The organism is Mycobacterium sp. (assembly GCF_032162605.1).
GTDB lineage: Bacteria > Actinomycetota > Actinomycetes > Mycobacteriales > Mycobacteriaceae > Mycobacterium.
Genome location: NZ_JAVROT010000449.1, coordinates 1 through 16,400, shown reverse-complemented (window position 1 = coordinate 16,400; position 16,400 = coordinate 1). Strand labels below are relative to the sequence as shown.

The following is a 16,400-nucleotide window of genomic DNA, read 5'->3' as shown; positions in this document are numbered from 1 at the left end:
GCGAATCTGTCCGAGCTCCTGGGTGGGGTCGAACGCGTCGCGGCGCATGTGTACCGGAGGTAGAGCCGGTTCTCCCGAGCGGAGCAGAACATTCGGTGCAGTCATGTGCTCGACGGTACCGACGGTTTCCGGACTACCGCCGAAAACGCGGGGTGGTGGTGGCGATGCGTCAGCGCGTCAGGAAGTCGTCCACCAGCTGATTGACCAACGCGGGGTGCTCCAAGCCGGCGAGGTGAGCAACGCCGTCGAGCACGACGAACGTCGAGCCGGGGATCGCGTCGGCCATCGTCTTGGTCTCCAGGTTGGGGAACGTCGCGTCCTCGACGCCCGCGACGACCAGCACCCGCGTCGTCACGCGGGACATCAGGGCGCGCTGATCGGGCCGCCGCGGCACGACGCTGCGCACTGCCCATGCGCAGGAGTCCAGGTCGTCGGCCTGCACGGTAGCCCGGACGAAGGCGACGACGTCGGGTCGCGTCCGGAACGTCGTCGGCCCGAGGAAGGCCTTCAACACCGACCGGGTCAGCGGTGGCCGGATCCCGCCGAGCCAGCGAGCAATTCGCAGCAGGATGCCGTATTCGACCTTCTGCCGAGCACCTGCGGGCGACGCCGTGCAGTTCATCAGCACGGCGCGGCGGACGCGGTCGGGGTAGGTGGCGGCGAACGTGCCGCCGATCATCCCGCCCCAGGAGTTCCCGACGAAGTGGGCGTCGTCGATGCCGAGTCCGTCGAGGATGTCGACGACGCACCGAGCGCAGTCCTCGAAGGTGAATGCCGCCGTGAGTCTTTCGCTGCCGCCATGCCCGGGCGGGTCGATCAGTACGACGCGATACCGGTCGGAGAAGTGCTCGGCCTGCGCCGACCACATGTCGCCCGTCATCAGCAGGCTCGGCCAGAAGAGGATCGCCTCGCCGGTGCCCGAGACGCGGAGGCGTATCTCACCGAGCGCGGTGTCGACCCGAACTTCCTTCACCGTTGGGACGGTAGTCGGCAAGTAGTGCGGGCCACCAGCCACGGCAAGGGAATTCGCGACGTGACCGCGGCCCGCGGCGTTGCCGTCAAACGGGGTAGCCGTTGGCAGGATTGGAACTATGCTGTACCACTACGTCTCGCCACGAGGAGTGCCGATGATGCACGAGGGGACCGCGAGCGAGGGCGTCCGAATGCAGTTGGAACGACTCATCGCTGCCGACCTTCGAGACCTGACCTCCGAGTCGGATTGGATCGCTCGCACCTTTGCCGAGCAGAACAAGCTGTCCGCCAACGAGTTTCGAGCACTTCTGTTCGTCATGGTCGCCGAGACGGACGGCGTTCCCTTGACGGCCGGTGACCTTCGCAAGCAGATGAGGCTCTCGGGTGCGGCGATCACGTACCTCGTCGAGCGGATGACCGGGGACGGTCATCTGCGGCGCGAGACCGACCCGGCCGACCGGCGCAAGGTGCTCCTTCGCTACGGCGACCGCGGGATGGACGTCGCGCGGAGGTTCTTCACCGTGCTCGGCCAGCGCAACCAGGCCGCCATGGCCCACCTTTCCGACACCGATCTTGAGGCGGCGCACCGAACCTTCTGCGCGATGATCGCCGCCATGAAGAGCCTCAGGGACGACCATCCCGCGGCCGCTGAGTCGGCGCCGCGCAGCTAGTCGCGGTCGAGCGTCGCCTCCTCCAGGTCCAGTCCGTGCAGGACGGCTCTGAAGACCTCGTCGTCGATCCGTCCGGCGTCCCGCTCGGCGATGAACGTGTCGCGCTCCGCCTTGAGCATCTCCAGCCGGAGGCGTTTGAACGCCGCCGCAGGGCCCTCGCCGATCTCGTCGTCGCTGCGTCCCAGCTGTTCCCACGCCGAGTTCCGGCGGCGGTCGTTCCAATGGCGCAGCACGGCGGCGGCACGTTCTCCAACGTCCGAGTCGGGACGTTGCAGGGCCATCAGTTCGTCGAGGCGGTCCGCGGCCGCCTGCGCAGCCTTGGTCTGCGCCGCGGCCTGCTCGAGGGCGTCCTTCTGGACGTCGTCGCCCTGCACGTCGAGCACCTTGATGATCCAGGGCAGGGTGAGGCCGTGCAGCAGAAGCGTTCCGATCACGACGACGAACGTGAGGAACACCAGCTGCGGCCGGCCGGGGAATGGATCACCCGACAGCGTGCTGACCGGTACCGCGAACGCCGCGGCGAGTGACACCACGCCTCGCATCCCCGCCCAGGCGACGATGAAGACCTGGGCCTTGGTGGGCTTCTCCTCGTTGTCCCGGATGCGCCGGGAGAACTTCCTCGGCACGTAGGCCATCACGAACACCCAGACGATCCGGACGACGATCACCGTCGCCAGTACCGACACCGACGCGATCGCCAGCACGGACGCCGAGATGCCTCTCAGCTCGGCGACCACGGTCGGTAGCTGCAAGCCGATGAGCAGGAATGCGAACGACTCGAGGACGAACTGCAGGGTCTTCCACAGCGCGGTGTCCTGCAGTCGGGTGGCGTAGCCGGCCCTCGACGACCGCTGCCCGAGGATGAGGGCGGCCACGACGACGGCGATCACGCCGGAACCGTGCGCCTCCTCGGCGAGCAGATAGATGAAGAACGGGGCCATCAGGCCGATCGCGCTCTCCACCAGGGAATCGCCGAGCCAGGTCCGGACGAAGACGATGAGCGACCCCATGGCCGCGCCGATCACCGTGCCGCCGACGGCAGCGAGTGCGAACGTGAACACCGGGGTGCCCCAGGTCGATGCCGTGCCGATCGCAGCGGCGAGCGCGACCTTGTAGGCGGTGAGCGCGGTCGCGTCGTTCAGCAGGCTCTCCCCACCGAGAAGCGTCATGATCTGCCGCGGCAACCCCAGCCTGCGCCCGATCGCCGCCGCCGACACGGCGTCCGGCGGCGCGACGATCGCGCCGAGCGTCAGCGCCGCAGCTACCGTCAACTCGGGCACCGTGTGGTACGCGACTACGCCGACCGCGAACGTCGTCACCAGGGGCAGGCCGACGGCCAGAAGGCCGATCCGGCGGGTGTTCTTGCGCAGGGCGACGTAGCTGCTCTCCAGCCCCGCCGACCACAGCAGCGGCGGCAGGATGACGAACAACACCAGGTGGGGTTGCAGTTCGAGGCCGTGCACGCCGGGGATCAGGCCCGCCAGGAGTCCCGCGACCACGAGCGCCAACGGCCCGGAAACGTCGTACCGACGCGCGTTCCCGGCCAACAACACCGACGCTACGAGCACCGCGAGTAATGAGGCGCCACCCACGTTGCCAAACCCTTCCGTCTGGGACCCCACCGGGACCGAACTATTCTGAACACCATGCGGAGGAGAACGCGACGGCGCGACGTGAATTCCCCGCCATCCGCTCAGACGTGCGAGCACCTCGCGGAGGCCGCCGACGCGGCCGAGCCGGAACCCCTCACGCCCGGCAGCTGCCAGGAATGCAATGAACTCGGCGAGAGTACCTGGGCTCACCTGCGAATGTGCCTGACGTGCGGCCACGTGGGTTGCTGCGACTCAAGCCCGCATCAGCACGCCAACAGGCATTTCCACGAGACCGACCACCCCGTGATGCGTTCGGTGGAGCCCGGCGAGAACTGGCGCTGGTGCTACGTCGACATCCGGCTGGGCTGATCGGTCTGGCAGGGTGGACGGACCATGACTGAACCCCTGGGGAAGACCACCGACCGTCCGCGCTCGGTCCTGCTGCTCGGGGCGGGAGACGCAGGCCCAGAGCTGGCGTTGGCGTTCGAGCGTCTCGGCGCCGCCGTGGTGCGCGTCGAGGAGTGTGAAGACGCCGACGCGGTCGTCGCCCTGCTCGACGAGCATCGGCCGGATTACGTCGTCGCCGTGTCTTCCGACGTTTCTCCCGCTGTGCTGATCGCCGCGGCCGGGCGCGATTCCGTCGAGGTGTTCCCGACGCCGCGTGCCAATAGACTCGGGGTGGACCGCGAGGGTCTGCGCAAGCTGGCGGGCGACGAGCTGGGCCTGCCGACCGTGCCGTTCTGGTTCGTGTCATCGCCGGAGGAGTTGGCCGCGGTCGCCGGGCACTCCGGCTTCCCGCTGGTGGTCACCCCTCTGACCGGCACGGTCACCGAAGGCCAGTCGGTGCTGACGCGGCTCGAGGACGTCGAGGCGGCCTGGAAGCGCGCCTTCGCGGCGGGCCCGACCTGGGCGAACCGGGTGATGGCGGAGACCGTCGTGGACGTGCAACACGAGATCACGCTGCTGACGGTGCGCACGACCGAGGCGTCGGGACCGGCGGTGCAGTTCTGCGAACCGATCGGGCACCGGCAGGCCGACGGCGCGCCGCTGGAGACGTGGCAGCCGCAGCGGCTGTCGCTCGCGGCGCTCGATGCCGCGCGGTCCATCGCGGCGCGCATCGTCCATTCGCTGGGCGGCCGCGGCGTGTTCGCCGTCGAACTTCTGGTCCGCGGGGCCGAGGTGTACTTCGCCACCGTGCGGACGCAGCCGTTCGACGTCGGCATGGTCACCCTGCGCTCGCAACGACTTTCGCAGTTCGAGCTCCACGCCAGGGCGATTCTCGGGTTGTCGGTCGACACGATCATGATTTCGCCCGCGGCGGCGGAGGTGGGGACCAGGCGGGCTATCTCCACCAGCGCACTGACCGAGGCGCTGGCCGTTCCGGAGAGCGACGTGCGTCTGCTCGAGGGGACGTCGGTGGCCATCGCCACCGCGCCAGACGTCGTCCGGGCTCGCGATCGCGCGCACCGGATCTCGACGGTCGTGCACGGACTCGGGTCGTGACCGGGTCCGACTCTGGGTCCGATCCCATCCAGCTGCCCGAGCCCGAACCCGATCGTCCGACCGTGGCCCCGTTTGTGGGTGCGCTGGTGATCTTCGCGCTCGTCGTGATCGGAATCGTTCTCTTCAACGTCTTCGGCACTCAACAGACGACCCCGGGGGACCAGGTGGCCCAAGCCGCCGTCGGCCAGAACGACGCGCAGCAACGCCAGGACTACGCCAAGTTCCGCAACTTCACGTGTCGGGCCGATCAGGGCACCGAGGCGAGTTTCCTGGCCAGTCAGCGTGACTCGGTGGCCAAGAACGGCGAGCGCTACGTCGACGACGTTCCGACCATCCGCGTCGACGGTGATCGCGCCGCGGCGACGGTGATCTACCACTTTGCCAACACTGGCGAGCAGACCTCCAGCTCCGACCTGACGTTCGTGCGGGAGGACGGGGCGTGGAAGGTTTGCTCGAAATAGATATGGGACACTCGCGGTCGTGAGCTATGCGGGAGACATCACCCCTGAAGAGGCGTGGAAGCTGTTGGTCGACGATCCCGAGGCCGTGCTGGTGGACTGTCGCACCGCGGCCGAGTGGCGCTTCGTCGGCGTCCCCGACACGTCGTCGTTGCAACGCGACGTCGTCTACATCGAGTGGAACCGCACCGACGGCACGCACAACGACGGGTTCGTCGACGACCTGGCCGCCGCGGGCGTGACCGCGGGCGAGCGGCCCGTCGTCTTTCTGTGCCGCTCCGGCAACCGTTCCATCGGTGCGGCCGAGGCTGCCACCGCGGCGGGAGTCGCGCCGTCCTACAACGTGCTCGACGGGTTCGAGGGAAACCTCGACGAGGACGGGCATCGCGGCGCAACGGGCTGGCGGGCCATCGGTCTGCCCTGGAGGCAATCGTGACCACTCCCGATGAGTCCGTCCCGTCGGTCCGCATTCCGAAGCCGCTGCCCGACGGTGTCAGCCAGGCCACCATCGGGGTGCGCGGTGGGCTGCTGAGGTCGGGTTTCGAGGAGACCTCCGAGGCGCTGTACCTGACCTCGGGCTACGTCTACGAATCCGCGGGCGACGCCGAGAAGGCGTTCACCGGCGAGATCGACCGCTACGTGTACTCGCGCTACGGCAATCCGACGATCTCGATGTTCGAGGAGCGCCTTCGGCTGATCGAGGATGCGCCCGCCGCGTTCGCCACGGCGACCGGCATGGCCGCAGTGTTCACCTCCCTCGGCGCGCTTCTCGGGGCGGGTGACCGACTCGTCGCCGCCCGCAGCCTGTTCGGCTCCTGCTTCGTGGTCTGCAACGAGATCCTGCCGCGCTGGGGCGTGGAGACCGTGTTCGTCGACGGTGAGGACCTCTCCCAGTGGGAGGAGGCGCTCTCGGTGCCGACGCAGGCGGTGTTCTTCGAGACGCCGTCCAACCCGATGCAGTCGCTGGTCGATATCGCCGCCGTGTGCGACCTCGCCCACGCCGCGGGTGCAAAGGTGGTGCTGGACAACGTCTTCGCCACCCCGCTGCTGCAGCAGGGTCTGCCCTTGGGCGCCGACGTCGTGGTGTACTCCGGCACCAAGCACATCGACGGGCAGGGTCGGGTGCTCGGCGGCGCCATCCTCGGCGACAAGGACTACATCGACGGCCCGGTGCAGAAGCTCATGCGCCACACCGGTCCGGCGATCAGTGCCTTCAATGCCTGGACCATGCTGAAAGGCCTTGAGACGCTGGCGGTTCGGGTGAACTACTCCAACAGTTCGGCGCAGCGCGTCGCGGAGTTCCTCGAGGGCCATCCGTCGGTGAGCTGGGTCAAGTACCCATTCCTGGAGTCGCATCCGCAGTACGACCTGGCCAAGCGTCAGATGAGGGGCGGCGGCACCGTCGTCACGTTCGAGCTGGCGGCTCCCGAGGGGCAGGGCAAGCAGCGCGCCTTCGAGGTGCTCGACAAGCTGCGCCTCATCGACATCTCCAACAACCTCGGAGACGCCAAGTCGCTGATCACCCACCCGGCCACCACGACTCACCGCGCGATGGGCCCGGAGGGACGTGCGGCCATCGGTCTCGGCGACGCCGTGGTGCGGATCTCCATCGGGCTCGAGGGCACGGAGGATCTGATCGCCGACCTCGATCGGGCGCTCGGCTGATGCGGTGGCCGTGGTCGGAATGTCGAGGACGACCTCTCCACGTGCCAGCAGCCACTGCGCCAGGTGGTGTCCCAACCCCTGGGCATTCTCGATCGCCCACTGGCGTTCGGGCCACGCCGCGGCCCAGGTGATCAATCGTTGATAGTCGCCCAGGGACGCCTCGATGCGCAGCGAGCCGACATCGGAGTTAGTGGCCGGGTTCAGTCCGGTAGCAGTGTGGGTGGACTCGTGCGGATCGACACCGATGACGATCATGGAATACGGGTTCCCTTCGCTCGTGTGGGTTGGGGAATCCGCGGCGGACAATCCGACTTCAAGTACCTCTCACAGCAGCTTGGGGTCACGCTTCTCTTCAGTCACGCCGCGAACGCAGACCGGAGGGGTGACACACCACAGTGGAGTCAACCCAAACCGTCGGGTGACAGGACAACCCCGAGTCATTCCCTCCGGTCCGCTACGGCACGCTATGGGCTGCAATCCCACCCCCCGTCCCGCGACACCCAATAAGTCGGTGCGCCCTGCTGCGAGACACCGAAAACGTCGGAGCCACATGGTATTCGGGAGCCAGTGCGCGGGAAGCGTCGCCATCTCCGAATAACGACTGTATGCGACCGAACAGTTGTTCTGAGCGTCCTGCCTAGCTCTCGCTCGGCTTCTCCAGAACGCCCTGCGCGGCCTGGGCCCGGTTCTCGTAGGTTTGCCGTGCGGTCTTGTCGAACTCGAGGAACACGTGGTCGTTGCCCATCTGCTTGGACAGCCAGCGCCTGCCACGCGGCCCGAGCATCGACGTGACGGCGCCGACGAAGCGCAATGGGGTCGGCACGGACACGTGGGTCTTGGGCTTGTCGAGGGCCTTGACGATCGCGGCGGCGATGTCCTCGGGCTGCACCGGCTTCTGCGCGCCGGTGTTCTTGGTGCCCGCGATCAGTTCGGTGTTGGTGAAGGTCGGCAGGATGACCGTCACCTCGACGCCCTGCGGCGCGAACTCGTCGGCCATCGCGGTGGACAGGCCGACCACGGCGAACTTGGTCCCGGCATAGACCACCTGTCCGGGCACGGCGACCATTCCGGCCATCGAGGCGATGTTCACGACGTGCCCGCGGCGGCGCCGGACCATCTCGGGGAGCACCAGCTGGCATCCGGTGAGCACGCCGTAGAAATTGACCTCGATCGAGGACCGGATGGCCTGCTCGGACTGTTCGAGGAATGGGCCGACGGGCATCACGCCCGCGTTGTTGATGAGCACGTCGATGTGGCCGTCACCGTCGGTGCGGGCCTTGTCCAGGAATACCTGGAACGACTCCCTGTCGGTGACGTCCAGGGGATAGCCGGTGACCTGGCCGAACTTGGCGAGACCGGTGACGGCTGACTCCAGGACCGCCACGTCGCGGTCACCGATGACCACCAGGGCGCCGCGGGCCAGAAGGGCCTTGGCGGTGGCGTGGCCGATGCCGCGGGCGGCGCCGGTGATCGCGATTGTCCTGCCCCTGATGTTGTCCATGTGGCCGGACTTTACACGTGTCAAGTTTCGATTTGAAGGCCGGGGATCTTGCAATCACCACGAGGCGAAGGCAGATCTGCGGAATGCGGAAGGGCGCTTCGCGGTAGACATTGACATGGGAAGCGATGGGGTGGTGATGACTCTGCCAACCGTCGACGGACTGCGGTTCGTCATGGTCGGCCAGCGCGACGCGCTGGCCGAGCCGCTGCTGGCCGAGCTCGCCGTCGAGTACGCCACCAGGTACGGCGGGACCGTGGAGTTGGTGGGCCGATGGCTGCGCGACCATCCGGCTGACGAGTTCGAAGCGCCCGGCGGCGGCATGTTGATCGGGCTGGTCGATGACCAGCCCGTGACCGGGGGCGCGTTCCGCCGCTTCGATGCCCAGACGGCGGAGCTCAAGCGCATCTGGACCGACGGTGGGCACCGTCGCCGCGGGCTGGCGAGGAGCCTGCTCGCCGAGCTGGAGGCGCAGATCGCGGCCCGCGGCTACCGGCGCATCTACCTGACCACGGGCGACCGTCAGCCGGAGGCGGAAGCCCTGTACCTCGCGACGGGGTATCGACGGCTCGACGAGCCCTTGCCCGCTCAAGGTGACGTCTTCCCGATGGCGTTCCTGAAGGAAATGCCGTGATCGGGCCGCTCAGCGTCGCCGTGGCACTCGAGGGATACGGCTGGCATCAGGAAGCGTGGCGCCACACGCCCGACCGCCAACCGCATCTGCGCGGCCGCTACTGGGTGGACGCGGTCAGGACCGCCGAGCGCGGCATGCTGGACTTCGTCACCTTCGATGAGGGACTCACTCCGCAGCGGCGCCGCAAGCCCGAGATCGAACCGCGATGGCTTGCCGGACGACCCGATGCGGTGCTGCTCGCGTCGCGCGTCGCCCCCGCCACGACTCACATCGGGCTCGTCCCCGTGGCAGGAGTGACGCACACCGATCCGTTCCGTCTGTCGACGGCGATCGCGACGCTCGACTTCGTCTCCCATGGCAGGGCGGGCTGGCAACCCAGGGTCAGTGGAACCGCCCAGGAGGCCGCACTCTTCGGCAGGCGCGACGTCGGCGGTGACGACCTGTTCGCCGAAGCCACCGAGGCCGTCGAGATGGTGCGAAGGCTCTGGGACGATTCGTCCGGCACGCCGCGACCGCCGCAGGGCCAGCCCGTCGTCGCCGCGCTTGCGCATGTCACACCGGTCTACGAGTTCGCCGCCCGCAGTGCCGACCTCGTCTTCATCACGCCGAAGGACGACGAGCAGCTGCTGGCCATCCTCCGCGAGATCGGGGACTCCGGCGGTGCCCACCTGCGGGTCTACGTCGATGTCTTCGTGGCATCGGCCGGCGTCGTGGATCGTCGTTCCGACGCATATGTATTCGACCGCACGGCAACCGAACTGGTGGATCTCCTGATCCGCTGGCAGCACTTGGGGATCGACGGTGTCAGGCTGCGGCCCGCCGTCACCGCGATCGATCTGCCCTTCATCGTCGACGAGGTCATGCCGCAGCTGCGCGCAGCGGCCGGAGTGCGCTCCGCCTACGTCGACGGCGAGACCCTCCGACAGCGCCTCGGGCTACCTGTGGCGGAGAATCCATATCAGAAGGCGGTGCCGATGTGACCGTGCCCTTGTCCATCCTCGACCTCTCGCCGATCAGCGAGGGAAGTGACGCCGCCACTGCGTTGCGCAACACCGTCGACCTGGCCCAGCACGCCGAGCGGTGGGGATTCCGCCGCTACTGGCTCGCCGAACACCACTTCGTTGCGGTGGCGAGCTCGTCTCCCGCTGTGCTCATCGGTCAGCTGGCCGCCGCCACCGAGCGGATTCACGTCGGTGCGGCCGCCGTCCAGCTGGGCTTCACCACTGCCGTGGCGGTCGTGGAGAACTTCGGCATCCTCGACGGCCTTCACCCCGGTCGCATCGATCTCGGCGTCGGCCGGTCGGGTCAGCGTCGCCGGGAAGCCAACGCGGACAAGCCCGATGCGCCGACTGACGAGCCCAAGCCGCCGCCGAGGACGTGGCACGAAGTCGGCGGTGTCGTCGTCCCGAAGCCCTTCGACATCAGTGCGCTGATGCGCAACCCTCGGCTGAAGGCCAGGATGTCGGTGCTCCAGCAGCCCGACGCGAACGTACCCGACTTCGCCGACCAGGTCTCCGACATCCTCGCGATGATCGACGGCACCTTTTCGATCGATGGGGTGGAGACGCATGTGACGCCGGGGGAGCGCGGAGACGCGTTGCGGCCGTGGGTCTTCGGTAGCAGCAAGGGCCAGAGTGCGCAGGTGGCGGCTGCAAACGGTTTGCCGTTCGTCGCGAGCTATCACATCACCCCGGCCACCGCGCTGGAGGCGGTCGAGGCCTATCGCAACGCGTTCGTGCCGTCGGATGCGCTGCGCGAGCCGTATGTCGTGGTGTCGGCGGACGTCGTGGTGGCCGACGACAGCGAGACGGCGCGGCATCTGGCGTCGACCTACGGGCACTGGGTGTACGCCATCCGCGCGGGCGACGGCGCCGAACCGTATCCCGATCCCGACGCAAGCTTGCCGCTGTCGCCGGAGCAGGTCGAGGTGGTAAAGGACCGCACCGCAACGCAGTTCGTCGGCGACGCCGACGAGGTGGCCCACCGACTCGAAGCGTTGCAGCGTGTGACCGATGCCGACGAACTCGTCATCACGTCGGTCACGCACCGGCATTCCGACCGTCTTCGCTCCCACGAGTTGATCGCCAAGCGCTGGGGGATCTGACGATCAGACGGGGTAAGCACCGCAAGCAGATTCATCTGGCGGCGCGGTTCGGTAGTCAGATCGACTTCGAGTCCTTCGTCCACCTCGCGCGCTCGGCGGAGAGGGGTCTGTTCGACTTCCTCTTCCTTGCCGGCGCGGACAACTTGACCATGTTGTCGGCGCTCGCGGCCGTGTCCGACCGATTGGGCCTGGTCGGCACCGTCGACACCACGATCAATCAACCCTTCGCGGTGGCAAGGCAACTCGCCACCCTCGACCACCTGTCCGATGGCAGATCGGGCTGGCACGTGGCGATCGCCTCGGACGCCGAGGGCTATCCGCGGGCAGCGGAGTTCATCACCGTCGCCCGCGCGTTCTGGGACAGCTGGGAGACCGGTGCGGTTCGCGCGGACGAGCAGACCGGTGTCTACGCCGATCCCGGAGGAATCCACGCTGTCGAGCATCGAGGCGCGCAGTTCGACGTTCGGGGATTCGCCACCCTGCCCGCCGGCCCGCAGGGGCACCCGGTCCTGCTGCTTGAAGACGATTCCGCCGAGGGGCAGGAACTCGGGGCCAAATACGCCGATGTCCTGGTCACACCGCACTCTGCACCGGATGCCAGCCGAAGGTACTACGCGGCCGCCAAGGTGCGGGCGGCCGCCCACGGCCGGGATCCCGACCGGCTCAAGGTGTTTCAGAGTTCGCAGTTCGTCGGTACACCCGCGCAGGTGGCCGCCGAGATGGACCAGCACGTGCAGTCTGACGTCTGCGACGGGTTCATTCTCGACCCGTACCTCACGCCGCACGGACTCGACGAGTTCGTCGACGCGGTGGTGCCCCTTCTGCAGGAGCGCGGCGTCTTCGGCACGGAGTACGAGGGCACCACCATCCGCGAGCATCTGGGGCTCGGCGCTTCTCTAGTTCGATGACGCACCTGATCCGTGCGTCTAGGGTGGCTGCCGAGATGAACACTCGGCAGGGGGTGCACGTGCTGTCGGAGCTGACGGTGGGCTGGCTGATCCTCGCGGCTGCCCTCTTGACGGGCCTGGGAGGCGTGGGATTGCGGTCCTACGTGGGCCGTAAGCCCCACACCAGAATCGGCCGAATGACCAGGACATTCCGGGAATCCGCGGTAGGCGGGGTCCTGTACGGCCCGGTCGCCACCGACGCGCTCGACCCCGAGGAGCTCGACCAGACGATCCTGATGCCGACCATCGTGCTGGGCTGTGGCCTCATGCTGACCGCGATCTTCCTTCTCGGCTACGAGATCCTCACCTGAGCCGATTCAGCGGGCGGCCTGCTCGGCCGCCTCCCTGATCGGCCCACGCCACACGGGGCCGTGCCCCGGAAGCAGGACGTCGGTGTCCAACATCCCCAGCGCCGACAGACTGCGGACACAGGCGCCCTGGTCGTGGTTGAACAGGCCCGGCAACAGTTGCGGACCGCGGCGCTTCGACACGGGATGACCGGTGACGAGCGCGTCCCCGCTGACGAGGACGCCGTCGACCACGAACGAGCAGTGCCCGCCGGTGTGGCCTGGCGTCGGAATCGCCATGGGCGTGCCGGGCAGTGCCGCGGCGACCTCCTCGGTGAGGGCGTGCGCGGTCGGGATGCCGTCGCGTATCAATGCGCCCTTGCGGGCGATGGTGAGCGACCAGTTCAGATAGCGCGGCAGCCAGGCCTTGGCTGCCAGGTCGATCGGTGACACCTGCTCCAGATACTCGCGGTGGGCGTGGCCGACTTCGCTCGCGTGGCAGAAGACGGGCGTGCCATGGGCTCTGGCAAACCAGATGGCGGTGCCGAAGTGGTCGACGTGGGCGTGGGTGAGCAGGATGGCGTGGACGTCGTCGACACCGAACCCGAGCTGCCGGACCGAATCGAGTACTTCGGCACGCTGATCCGGGAAGCCGGCGTCGATCAGCACAACGCTCTTTCCATCGGTGACGAGGGTCCAGTTGACGAGGTCTGTCTGCGCGAAGTGGACGATGTCGGTGATGGCCGTCAACTCGACTGAAATCCCCACGCGATCAGTCTAGGCGTGCCACTGTTCGGCTCCGGTGGGCGCCGCGAGTGTGAATCTCACGATGAAATCACTCGGGAATCGTCGTCAGATTCACCCTGGGTGACGAGCGCGGTGGAATATCCGTTCGATGCGAGGGGTAGAACAGATACGTGGCTGAACTCAAGTTGGGATACAAGGCGTCGGCGGAACAGTTCGCCCCGCGTGAGCTCGTCGAGTTGGCCGTGGAGGCCGAGGCGCACGGCATGGACAGTGCGACGGTGAGCGATCACTTCCAGCCGTGGCGGCACGTGGGTGGTCATGCGCCGTTCTCGCTGGCCTGGATGACGGCCGTCGGTGAGCGCACCAAGCGTCTGGTGGTCGGCACCTCGGTGCTGACCCCGACGTTCCGCTACAACCCGGCGGTGATCGCGCAGGCGTTCGCCACGATGGGGTGTCTGTATCCCGACCGGATCTTCCTCGGTGTCGGCACTGGGGAGTCGCTCAACGAGATCGCCACCGGTTACGAGGGTGAGTGGCCCGAGTTCAAGGAGCGCTATGCGCGGCTGCGTGAGTCGGTGCGGTTGATGCGCGAGCTGTGGCTGGGTGACCGGGTCGACTTCGACGGCGAGTACTACAAGACCAAGGGCGCTTCGATCTACGACGTGCCCGAGGGCGGCATCCCGATCTACATCGCCGCGGGCGGGCCTCAGGTGGCCAAGTACGCCGGCCGCGCGGGCGACGGGTTCATCTGCACCTCCGGCAAGGGTGAGGAGCTGTACCGGGACAAGCTCATCCCCGCGATGAAGGAGGGCGCGGAGGCCGCTGGCAAGAACCCCGACGACGTGGATCGGATGATCGAGATCAAGATCTCCTACGACACCGATCCCGAACTGGCGTTGGAGAACACCCGGTTCTGGGCGCCGCTGTCGCTGACCGCCGAGCAGAAGACCAACATCCACGATCCGCTGGAGATGGAGAAGGCCGCCGACGAGCTGCCCATCGAGCAGGTGGCCAAGCGCTGGATCGTTGCCTCCGATCCCGACGAGGCCGTCGAGAAGGTCAAGGACTACGTCGGGTGGGGTCTGAACCACCTGGTGTTCCACGCACCTGGGCACGACCAGCGCCGCTTCCTCGAACTGTTCCAACGGGACCTGGAGCCACGGCTGCGCAAGCTGGGGTAGTTCGGCGCTCAGTTGCTAGGGAAGGCCGAGCGTGCGCTGTTCGAAGAGTTCCGCGCCATGCGCGACCCCGCCGGTGGCTGCAAAGCCCGAGGCCACCCGCTGCGCGCCCGCGGTCATCGTCATCGCTTCGCGCACCCTTGCCCGCAGCCGCGGAGCCGACAGCCTCCTGGCGGGCAGCCGGGTGCCGCACCGTGCCACCTCGACGCGGCGTGCCACTTCGAGCTGATCGCGGCCGAACGGCACCACGCACACCGGGATGCCACGCGCCAGCGCCTTCTGCGTCGCGCCCATTCCGCCGTGCGTCACCGCACACACCGCCCGGTCCAGCACCACGCCGTGTGGAACGAACCGGCGCACTGTCGCGTTGGGCGGCGCGGCGTAGTCGTCGGGTCGCCCGGCGGGCACGGTGGCAACCACGTGCACCGGTTCGTCTGCCAGTGCGGTCAGCGCGGTGCGAAGTAGGCTCGCGTCGGACTGCTTCTCTGACGATGTCGTGACGAGAACGATCGGTCGATCGATCGAGGCCATCCACTCGGGGGTCTCGTCCGGTCCCGGATCGAGCACGCACGGCCCGATCATCTGAACCGAGTCGCCCCATTCGGTCTGCTCGTACTCGAACGGCTTGCCGGTGGCGATCAGGATCAGCCCCGCTCGGCGCAGGAAGTCGTCCATCGACGCCACTGGCCCAACACCAACGTTCGCACGAATCGCATTGACCGGCGGCAGTATGACCCTCTCGAGCCGGCCGAGTACCGCCTGCCGCACCACGGCGTCACGGATCGAACCCAACACCCCCGTCGCCGGCCTCAGGCCGAGACCGAATGGCGGCACCCCCGGCGAGCGCAGGGCGGGGGTGTACGGCGAGAAGCACGCCCACGGAACACCGCTGGTCTCCGACGCCGAAAGGGCGCCCCAGCAGTTCACGTCGACGAGCAGTGCGTCCGGGCGAACGTCCGATACCGCATCGGCGAGGTCGGTGACCTCGTACGTGGACCGGCGCGCGAATACTCCAACCGACAACTTCAGTGCCGCAAAGGGATTGGTAGCCGTCCAGTCGTCGTGCTCGATGTCCTCGATCCGCGCATCGATCGCGCCGGTGGTAAAGCCGAGGCGTCGCCCGATCTCGACTCCGCCCGACAGGGTGCGCAGGTGAACCACGTGCCCGCGGGCTGACAGCGCGCAGAGCAGTGCGCTCATCGGCAGCAGGTGACCGAGCGCCGGTGAGGTGTAGGCGAGGATTGTTGCCATGGTCATACCCCCAACATCTCGCGCGCCTCACTGATCCGCCCCCGCGCGTCGACTCGCTCGCAGCACTCGAGGTATTGCCTTGCCCGCTCGGCATATTGGGACGAGTTGCCCTCGGCCCTCGCCAACAGTGCACGCGATTTCAGCCACCACAGGTCCAACGCGGGGATGCCGGGCCGACGGGACTGCCAACCGTCGACTATTCGACGAACCTCGGCGAGGTCGGTGGGCGCTCGTCGCTCGGTGAGGAGTTCGATGAGGGCTTCGGCGGGCCAGCCCATGAACACTCGACTTCCGCGATCCAGATGGCGGGCGACCAGACAACGAAGTTCGTCGATTGCCTGGTCACGTCGCCCGCTGCGCGCGGTGTCCATCGCCAGGTCGGTTTGGATGAAGGACAGTACCATCGTCAGCGCATTGGTCTTCTGGACGCTCGCACTCGCGCGTCGGAGGAGGTCGACCGCCTCGTCGTGTGATCCATTACTCGCGCGCAGCAGGACGGCTCCGTAGGCCCACTGCGCGACCGTGATGCCCGCGAGGTCACCGAAGAACTCTGCGCGCTGCAGAGCGGCGGGCATCTCCTCTGTCAGGTCGTCGGTCTGGTACAGACCCAGCGTGGCCGCTGCGGCCCAATAGATCAGGATGTACGCGTATCTGATCGACGCCAGCCCGCGCGCTCGGTCCGTCGCCTCTCGAAGACGTCGTCTGCCCCGCTCGACGTCGCCGAGACAGGTCTCGAGGAATCCGGCGAGCGCGTCGGCCGAGGCGACCTCTTCTACGGGAGCCGCGGGCGCCAAGGCGCGTATCGACTCGACTACCCGCAGCGCAGCGTCGAACTCGCAGTTGGCGAACCGCCCGAAGGCAACCGCGTTGAGGATGATGCTCATGGCGGCCGA

17 protein-coding genes and 2 pseudogenes are annotated in these 16,400 nt (G+C 67.7%); 12 read left to right on the top strand and 7 right to left on the bottom strand.

All coding sequences use genetic code 11. The features are described 5' to 3' along the window. Positions 1 to 169 precede the first annotated feature (169 nt). Positions 170 to 973, bottom strand: coding sequence for an alpha/beta fold hydrolase (locus QOI01_RS25095; protein WP_526385786.1), 804 nt, complete (start codon positions 971 to 973; stop codon positions 170 to 172). A gap of 154 nt (positions 974 to 1,127) precedes the next feature. Here QOI01_RS25095 and QOI01_RS25090 point away from each other — a divergent pair, with 154 nt between their 5' ends. After that, a complete protein-coding gene (locus tag QOI01_RS25090) occupies positions 1,128 to 1,643 on the top strand; it encodes a MarR family winged helix-turn-helix transcriptional regulator (RefSeq protein ID WP_526385784.1) in 516 nt (171 codons plus the stop codon). Here the strand turns inward: QOI01_RS25090 and QOI01_RS25085 are convergent. Beyond that, complete coding sequence (locus tag QOI01_RS25085; RefSeq protein ID WP_526385782.1) at positions 1,640 to 3,235, bottom strand: Na+/H+ antiporter; 1,596 nt, start codon at positions 3,233 to 3,235, stop codon at positions 1,640 to 1,642. The genes QOI01_RS25090 and QOI01_RS25085 overlap by 4 nt on opposite strands. 54 nt (positions 3,236 to 3,289) lie before the next feature. On the opposite strand from QOI01_RS25085, the gene QOI01_RS25080 reads away from it, so the two are divergent. Genes QOI01_RS25080 through QOI01_RS25060 form a run of 5 tightly spaced genes read left to right on the top strand, consistent with a single transcriptional unit; the run spans position 3,290 to position 6,861 of the window. Then, positions 3,290 to 3,604, top strand: a complete 315-nt coding sequence (locus QOI01_RS25080) for a UBP-type zinc finger domain-containing protein (RefSeq protein ID WP_526385780.1) — start codon at positions 3,290 to 3,292, stop codon at positions 3,602 to 3,604. 24 nt (positions 3,605 to 3,628) lie between these two features. After that, positions 3,629 to 4,738 (top strand): ATP-grasp domain-containing protein, encoded by a 1,110-nt coding sequence (locus tag QOI01_RS25075; RefSeq protein WP_526385778.1) that lies wholly within the window; start codon positions 3,629 to 3,631, stop codon positions 4,736 to 4,738. Further along, the gene (locus QOI01_RS25070; RefSeq protein WP_526385776.1) at positions 4,735 to 5,199 is read left to right on the top strand and encodes an Rv0361 family membrane protein; all 465 of its coding nucleotides are present in this window, start codon (positions 4,735 to 4,737) and stop codon (positions 5,197 to 5,199) included. The genes QOI01_RS25075 and QOI01_RS25070 overlap by 4 nt, the downstream gene beginning before the upstream one ends. A 19-nt stretch (positions 5,200 to 5,218) precedes the next feature. Continuing rightward, positions 5,219 to 5,632, top strand: a complete 414-nt coding sequence (locus QOI01_RS25065) for a rhodanese-like domain-containing protein (RefSeq protein ID WP_526385774.1) — start codon at positions 5,219 to 5,221, stop codon at positions 5,630 to 5,632. Then, entirely contained in the window at positions 5,629 to 6,861 is a 1,233-nt protein-coding gene (locus QOI01_RS25060) for an O-succinylhomoserine sulfhydrylase (RefSeq protein ID WP_526385772.1), read from the top strand. The genes QOI01_RS25065 and QOI01_RS25060 overlap by 4 nt, the downstream gene beginning before the upstream one ends. Here the strand turns inward: QOI01_RS25060 and QOI01_RS25055 are convergent. Together QOI01_RS25055 and QOI01_RS25050 are read right to left on the bottom strand one after the other, a co-directional pair. Then, positions 6,862 to 7,116 (bottom strand): annotated as a pseudogene (locus QOI01_RS25055) (IS110 family RNA-guided transposase); the annotation flags it as partial. Positions 7,117 to 7,498: 382 nt separating this feature from the next. Further along, the gene (locus tag QOI01_RS25050) at positions 7,499 to 8,362 is read right to left on the bottom strand and encodes an SDR family NAD(P)-dependent oxidoreductase (protein ID WP_526385770.1); all 864 of its coding nucleotides are present in this window, start codon (positions 8,360 to 8,362) and stop codon (positions 7,499 to 7,501) included. A gap of 136 nt (positions 8,363 to 8,498) precedes the next feature. Here QOI01_RS25050 and QOI01_RS25045 point away from each other — a divergent pair, with 136 nt between their 5' ends. The 5 genes from QOI01_RS25045 to QOI01_RS25025 are packed head-to-tail and all read left to right on the top strand — an operon-like array spanning position 8,499 to position 12,355. Then, entirely contained in the window at positions 8,499 to 8,993 is a 495-nt protein-coding gene (locus QOI01_RS25045; RefSeq protein WP_526385768.1) for a GNAT family N-acetyltransferase, read from the top strand. Continuing rightward, positions 8,993 to 9,973, top strand: a complete 981-nt coding sequence (locus tag QOI01_RS25040; RefSeq protein WP_526385794.1) for an LLM class flavin-dependent oxidoreductase — start codon at positions 8,993 to 8,995, stop codon at positions 9,971 to 9,973. The genes QOI01_RS25045 and QOI01_RS25040 overlap by 1 nt, the downstream gene beginning before the upstream one ends. Beyond that, positions 9,970 to 11,097 carry an LLM class flavin-dependent oxidoreductase gene (locus QOI01_RS25035; protein WP_526385766.1) on the top strand — a complete coding sequence of 376 codons (1,128 nt, stop codon included), beginning with the start codon at positions 9,970 to 9,972 and terminating at the stop codon, positions 11,095 to 11,097. Before QOI01_RS25040 ends, QOI01_RS25035 begins: the two co-directional genes overlap by 4 nt. Beyond that, complete coding sequence (locus QOI01_RS25030; RefSeq protein ID WP_526385792.1) at positions 11,094 to 12,005, top strand: LLM class flavin-dependent oxidoreductase; 912 nt, start codon at positions 11,094 to 11,096, stop codon at positions 12,003 to 12,005. The genes QOI01_RS25035 and QOI01_RS25030 overlap by 4 nt, the downstream gene beginning before the upstream one ends. A 35-nt stretch (positions 12,006 to 12,040) precedes the next feature. Then, positions 12,041 to 12,355, top strand: coding sequence for a hypothetical protein (locus tag QOI01_RS25025; protein WP_526385764.1), 315 nt, complete (start codon positions 12,041 to 12,043; stop codon positions 12,353 to 12,355). A gap of 6 nt (positions 12,356 to 12,361) precedes the next feature. Here QOI01_RS25025 and QOI01_RS25020 read toward each other — a convergent pair whose 3' ends face one another. After that, positions 12,362 to 13,093, bottom strand: a complete 732-nt coding sequence (locus tag QOI01_RS25020; RefSeq protein ID WP_526385790.1) for an MBL fold metallo-hydrolase — start codon at positions 13,091 to 13,093, stop codon at positions 12,362 to 12,364. 155 nt (positions 13,094 to 13,248) lie between these two features. On the opposite strand from QOI01_RS25020, the gene fgd reads away from it, so the two are divergent. Beyond that, positions 13,249 to 14,259, top strand: coding sequence for a glucose-6-phosphate dehydrogenase (coenzyme-F420) (gene fgd, locus QOI01_RS25015; RefSeq protein WP_526385762.1), 1,011 nt, complete (start codon positions 13,249 to 13,251; stop codon positions 14,257 to 14,259). A gap of 15 nt (positions 14,260 to 14,274) precedes the next feature. On the opposite strand, the gene QOI01_RS25010 is transcribed toward fgd, so the two are convergent. Continuing rightward, complete coding sequence (locus QOI01_RS25010; protein ID WP_526385788.1) at positions 14,275 to 15,507, bottom strand: glycosyltransferase; 1,233 nt, start codon at positions 15,505 to 15,507, stop codon at positions 14,275 to 14,277. A gap of 2 nt (positions 15,508 to 15,509) precedes the next feature. After that, positions 15,510 to 16,400: pseudogene (locus tag QOI01_RS25005) on the bottom strand (ATP-binding protein); the annotation flags it as partial.

Excerpts from the sequence above, each read along its gene's own strand:
- QOI01_RS25090 (WP_526385784.1), top strand. The coding sequence starts at position 1,128 with ATGATGCACGAGGGGACCGCGAGCGAGGGCGTCCGAATGCAGTTGGAA.
- QOI01_RS25080 (WP_526385780.1), top strand. The coding sequence starts at position 3,290 with ATGCGGAGGAGAACGCGACGGCGCGACGTGAATTCCCCGCCATCCGCT.
- QOI01_RS25075 (WP_526385778.1), top strand. The coding sequence starts at position 3,629 with ATGACTGAACCCCTGGGGAAGACCACCGACCGTCCGCGCTCGGTCCTG.
- QOI01_RS25050 (WP_526385770.1), bottom strand. The coding sequence starts at position 8,362 with ATGGACAACATCAGGGGCAGGACAATCGCGATCACCGGCGCCGCCCGC.
- QOI01_RS25045 (WP_526385768.1), top strand. The coding sequence starts at position 8,499 with ATGACTCTGCCAACCGTCGACGGACTGCGGTTCGTCATGGTCGGCCAG.
- QOI01_RS25025 (WP_526385764.1), top strand. The coding sequence starts at position 12,041 with ATGAACACTCGGCAGGGGGTGCACGTGCTGTCGGAGCTGACGGTGGGC.
- QOI01_RS25010 (WP_526385788.1), bottom strand. The coding sequence starts at position 15,507 with ATGGCAACAATCCTCGCCTACACCTCACCGGCGCTCGGTCACCTGCTG.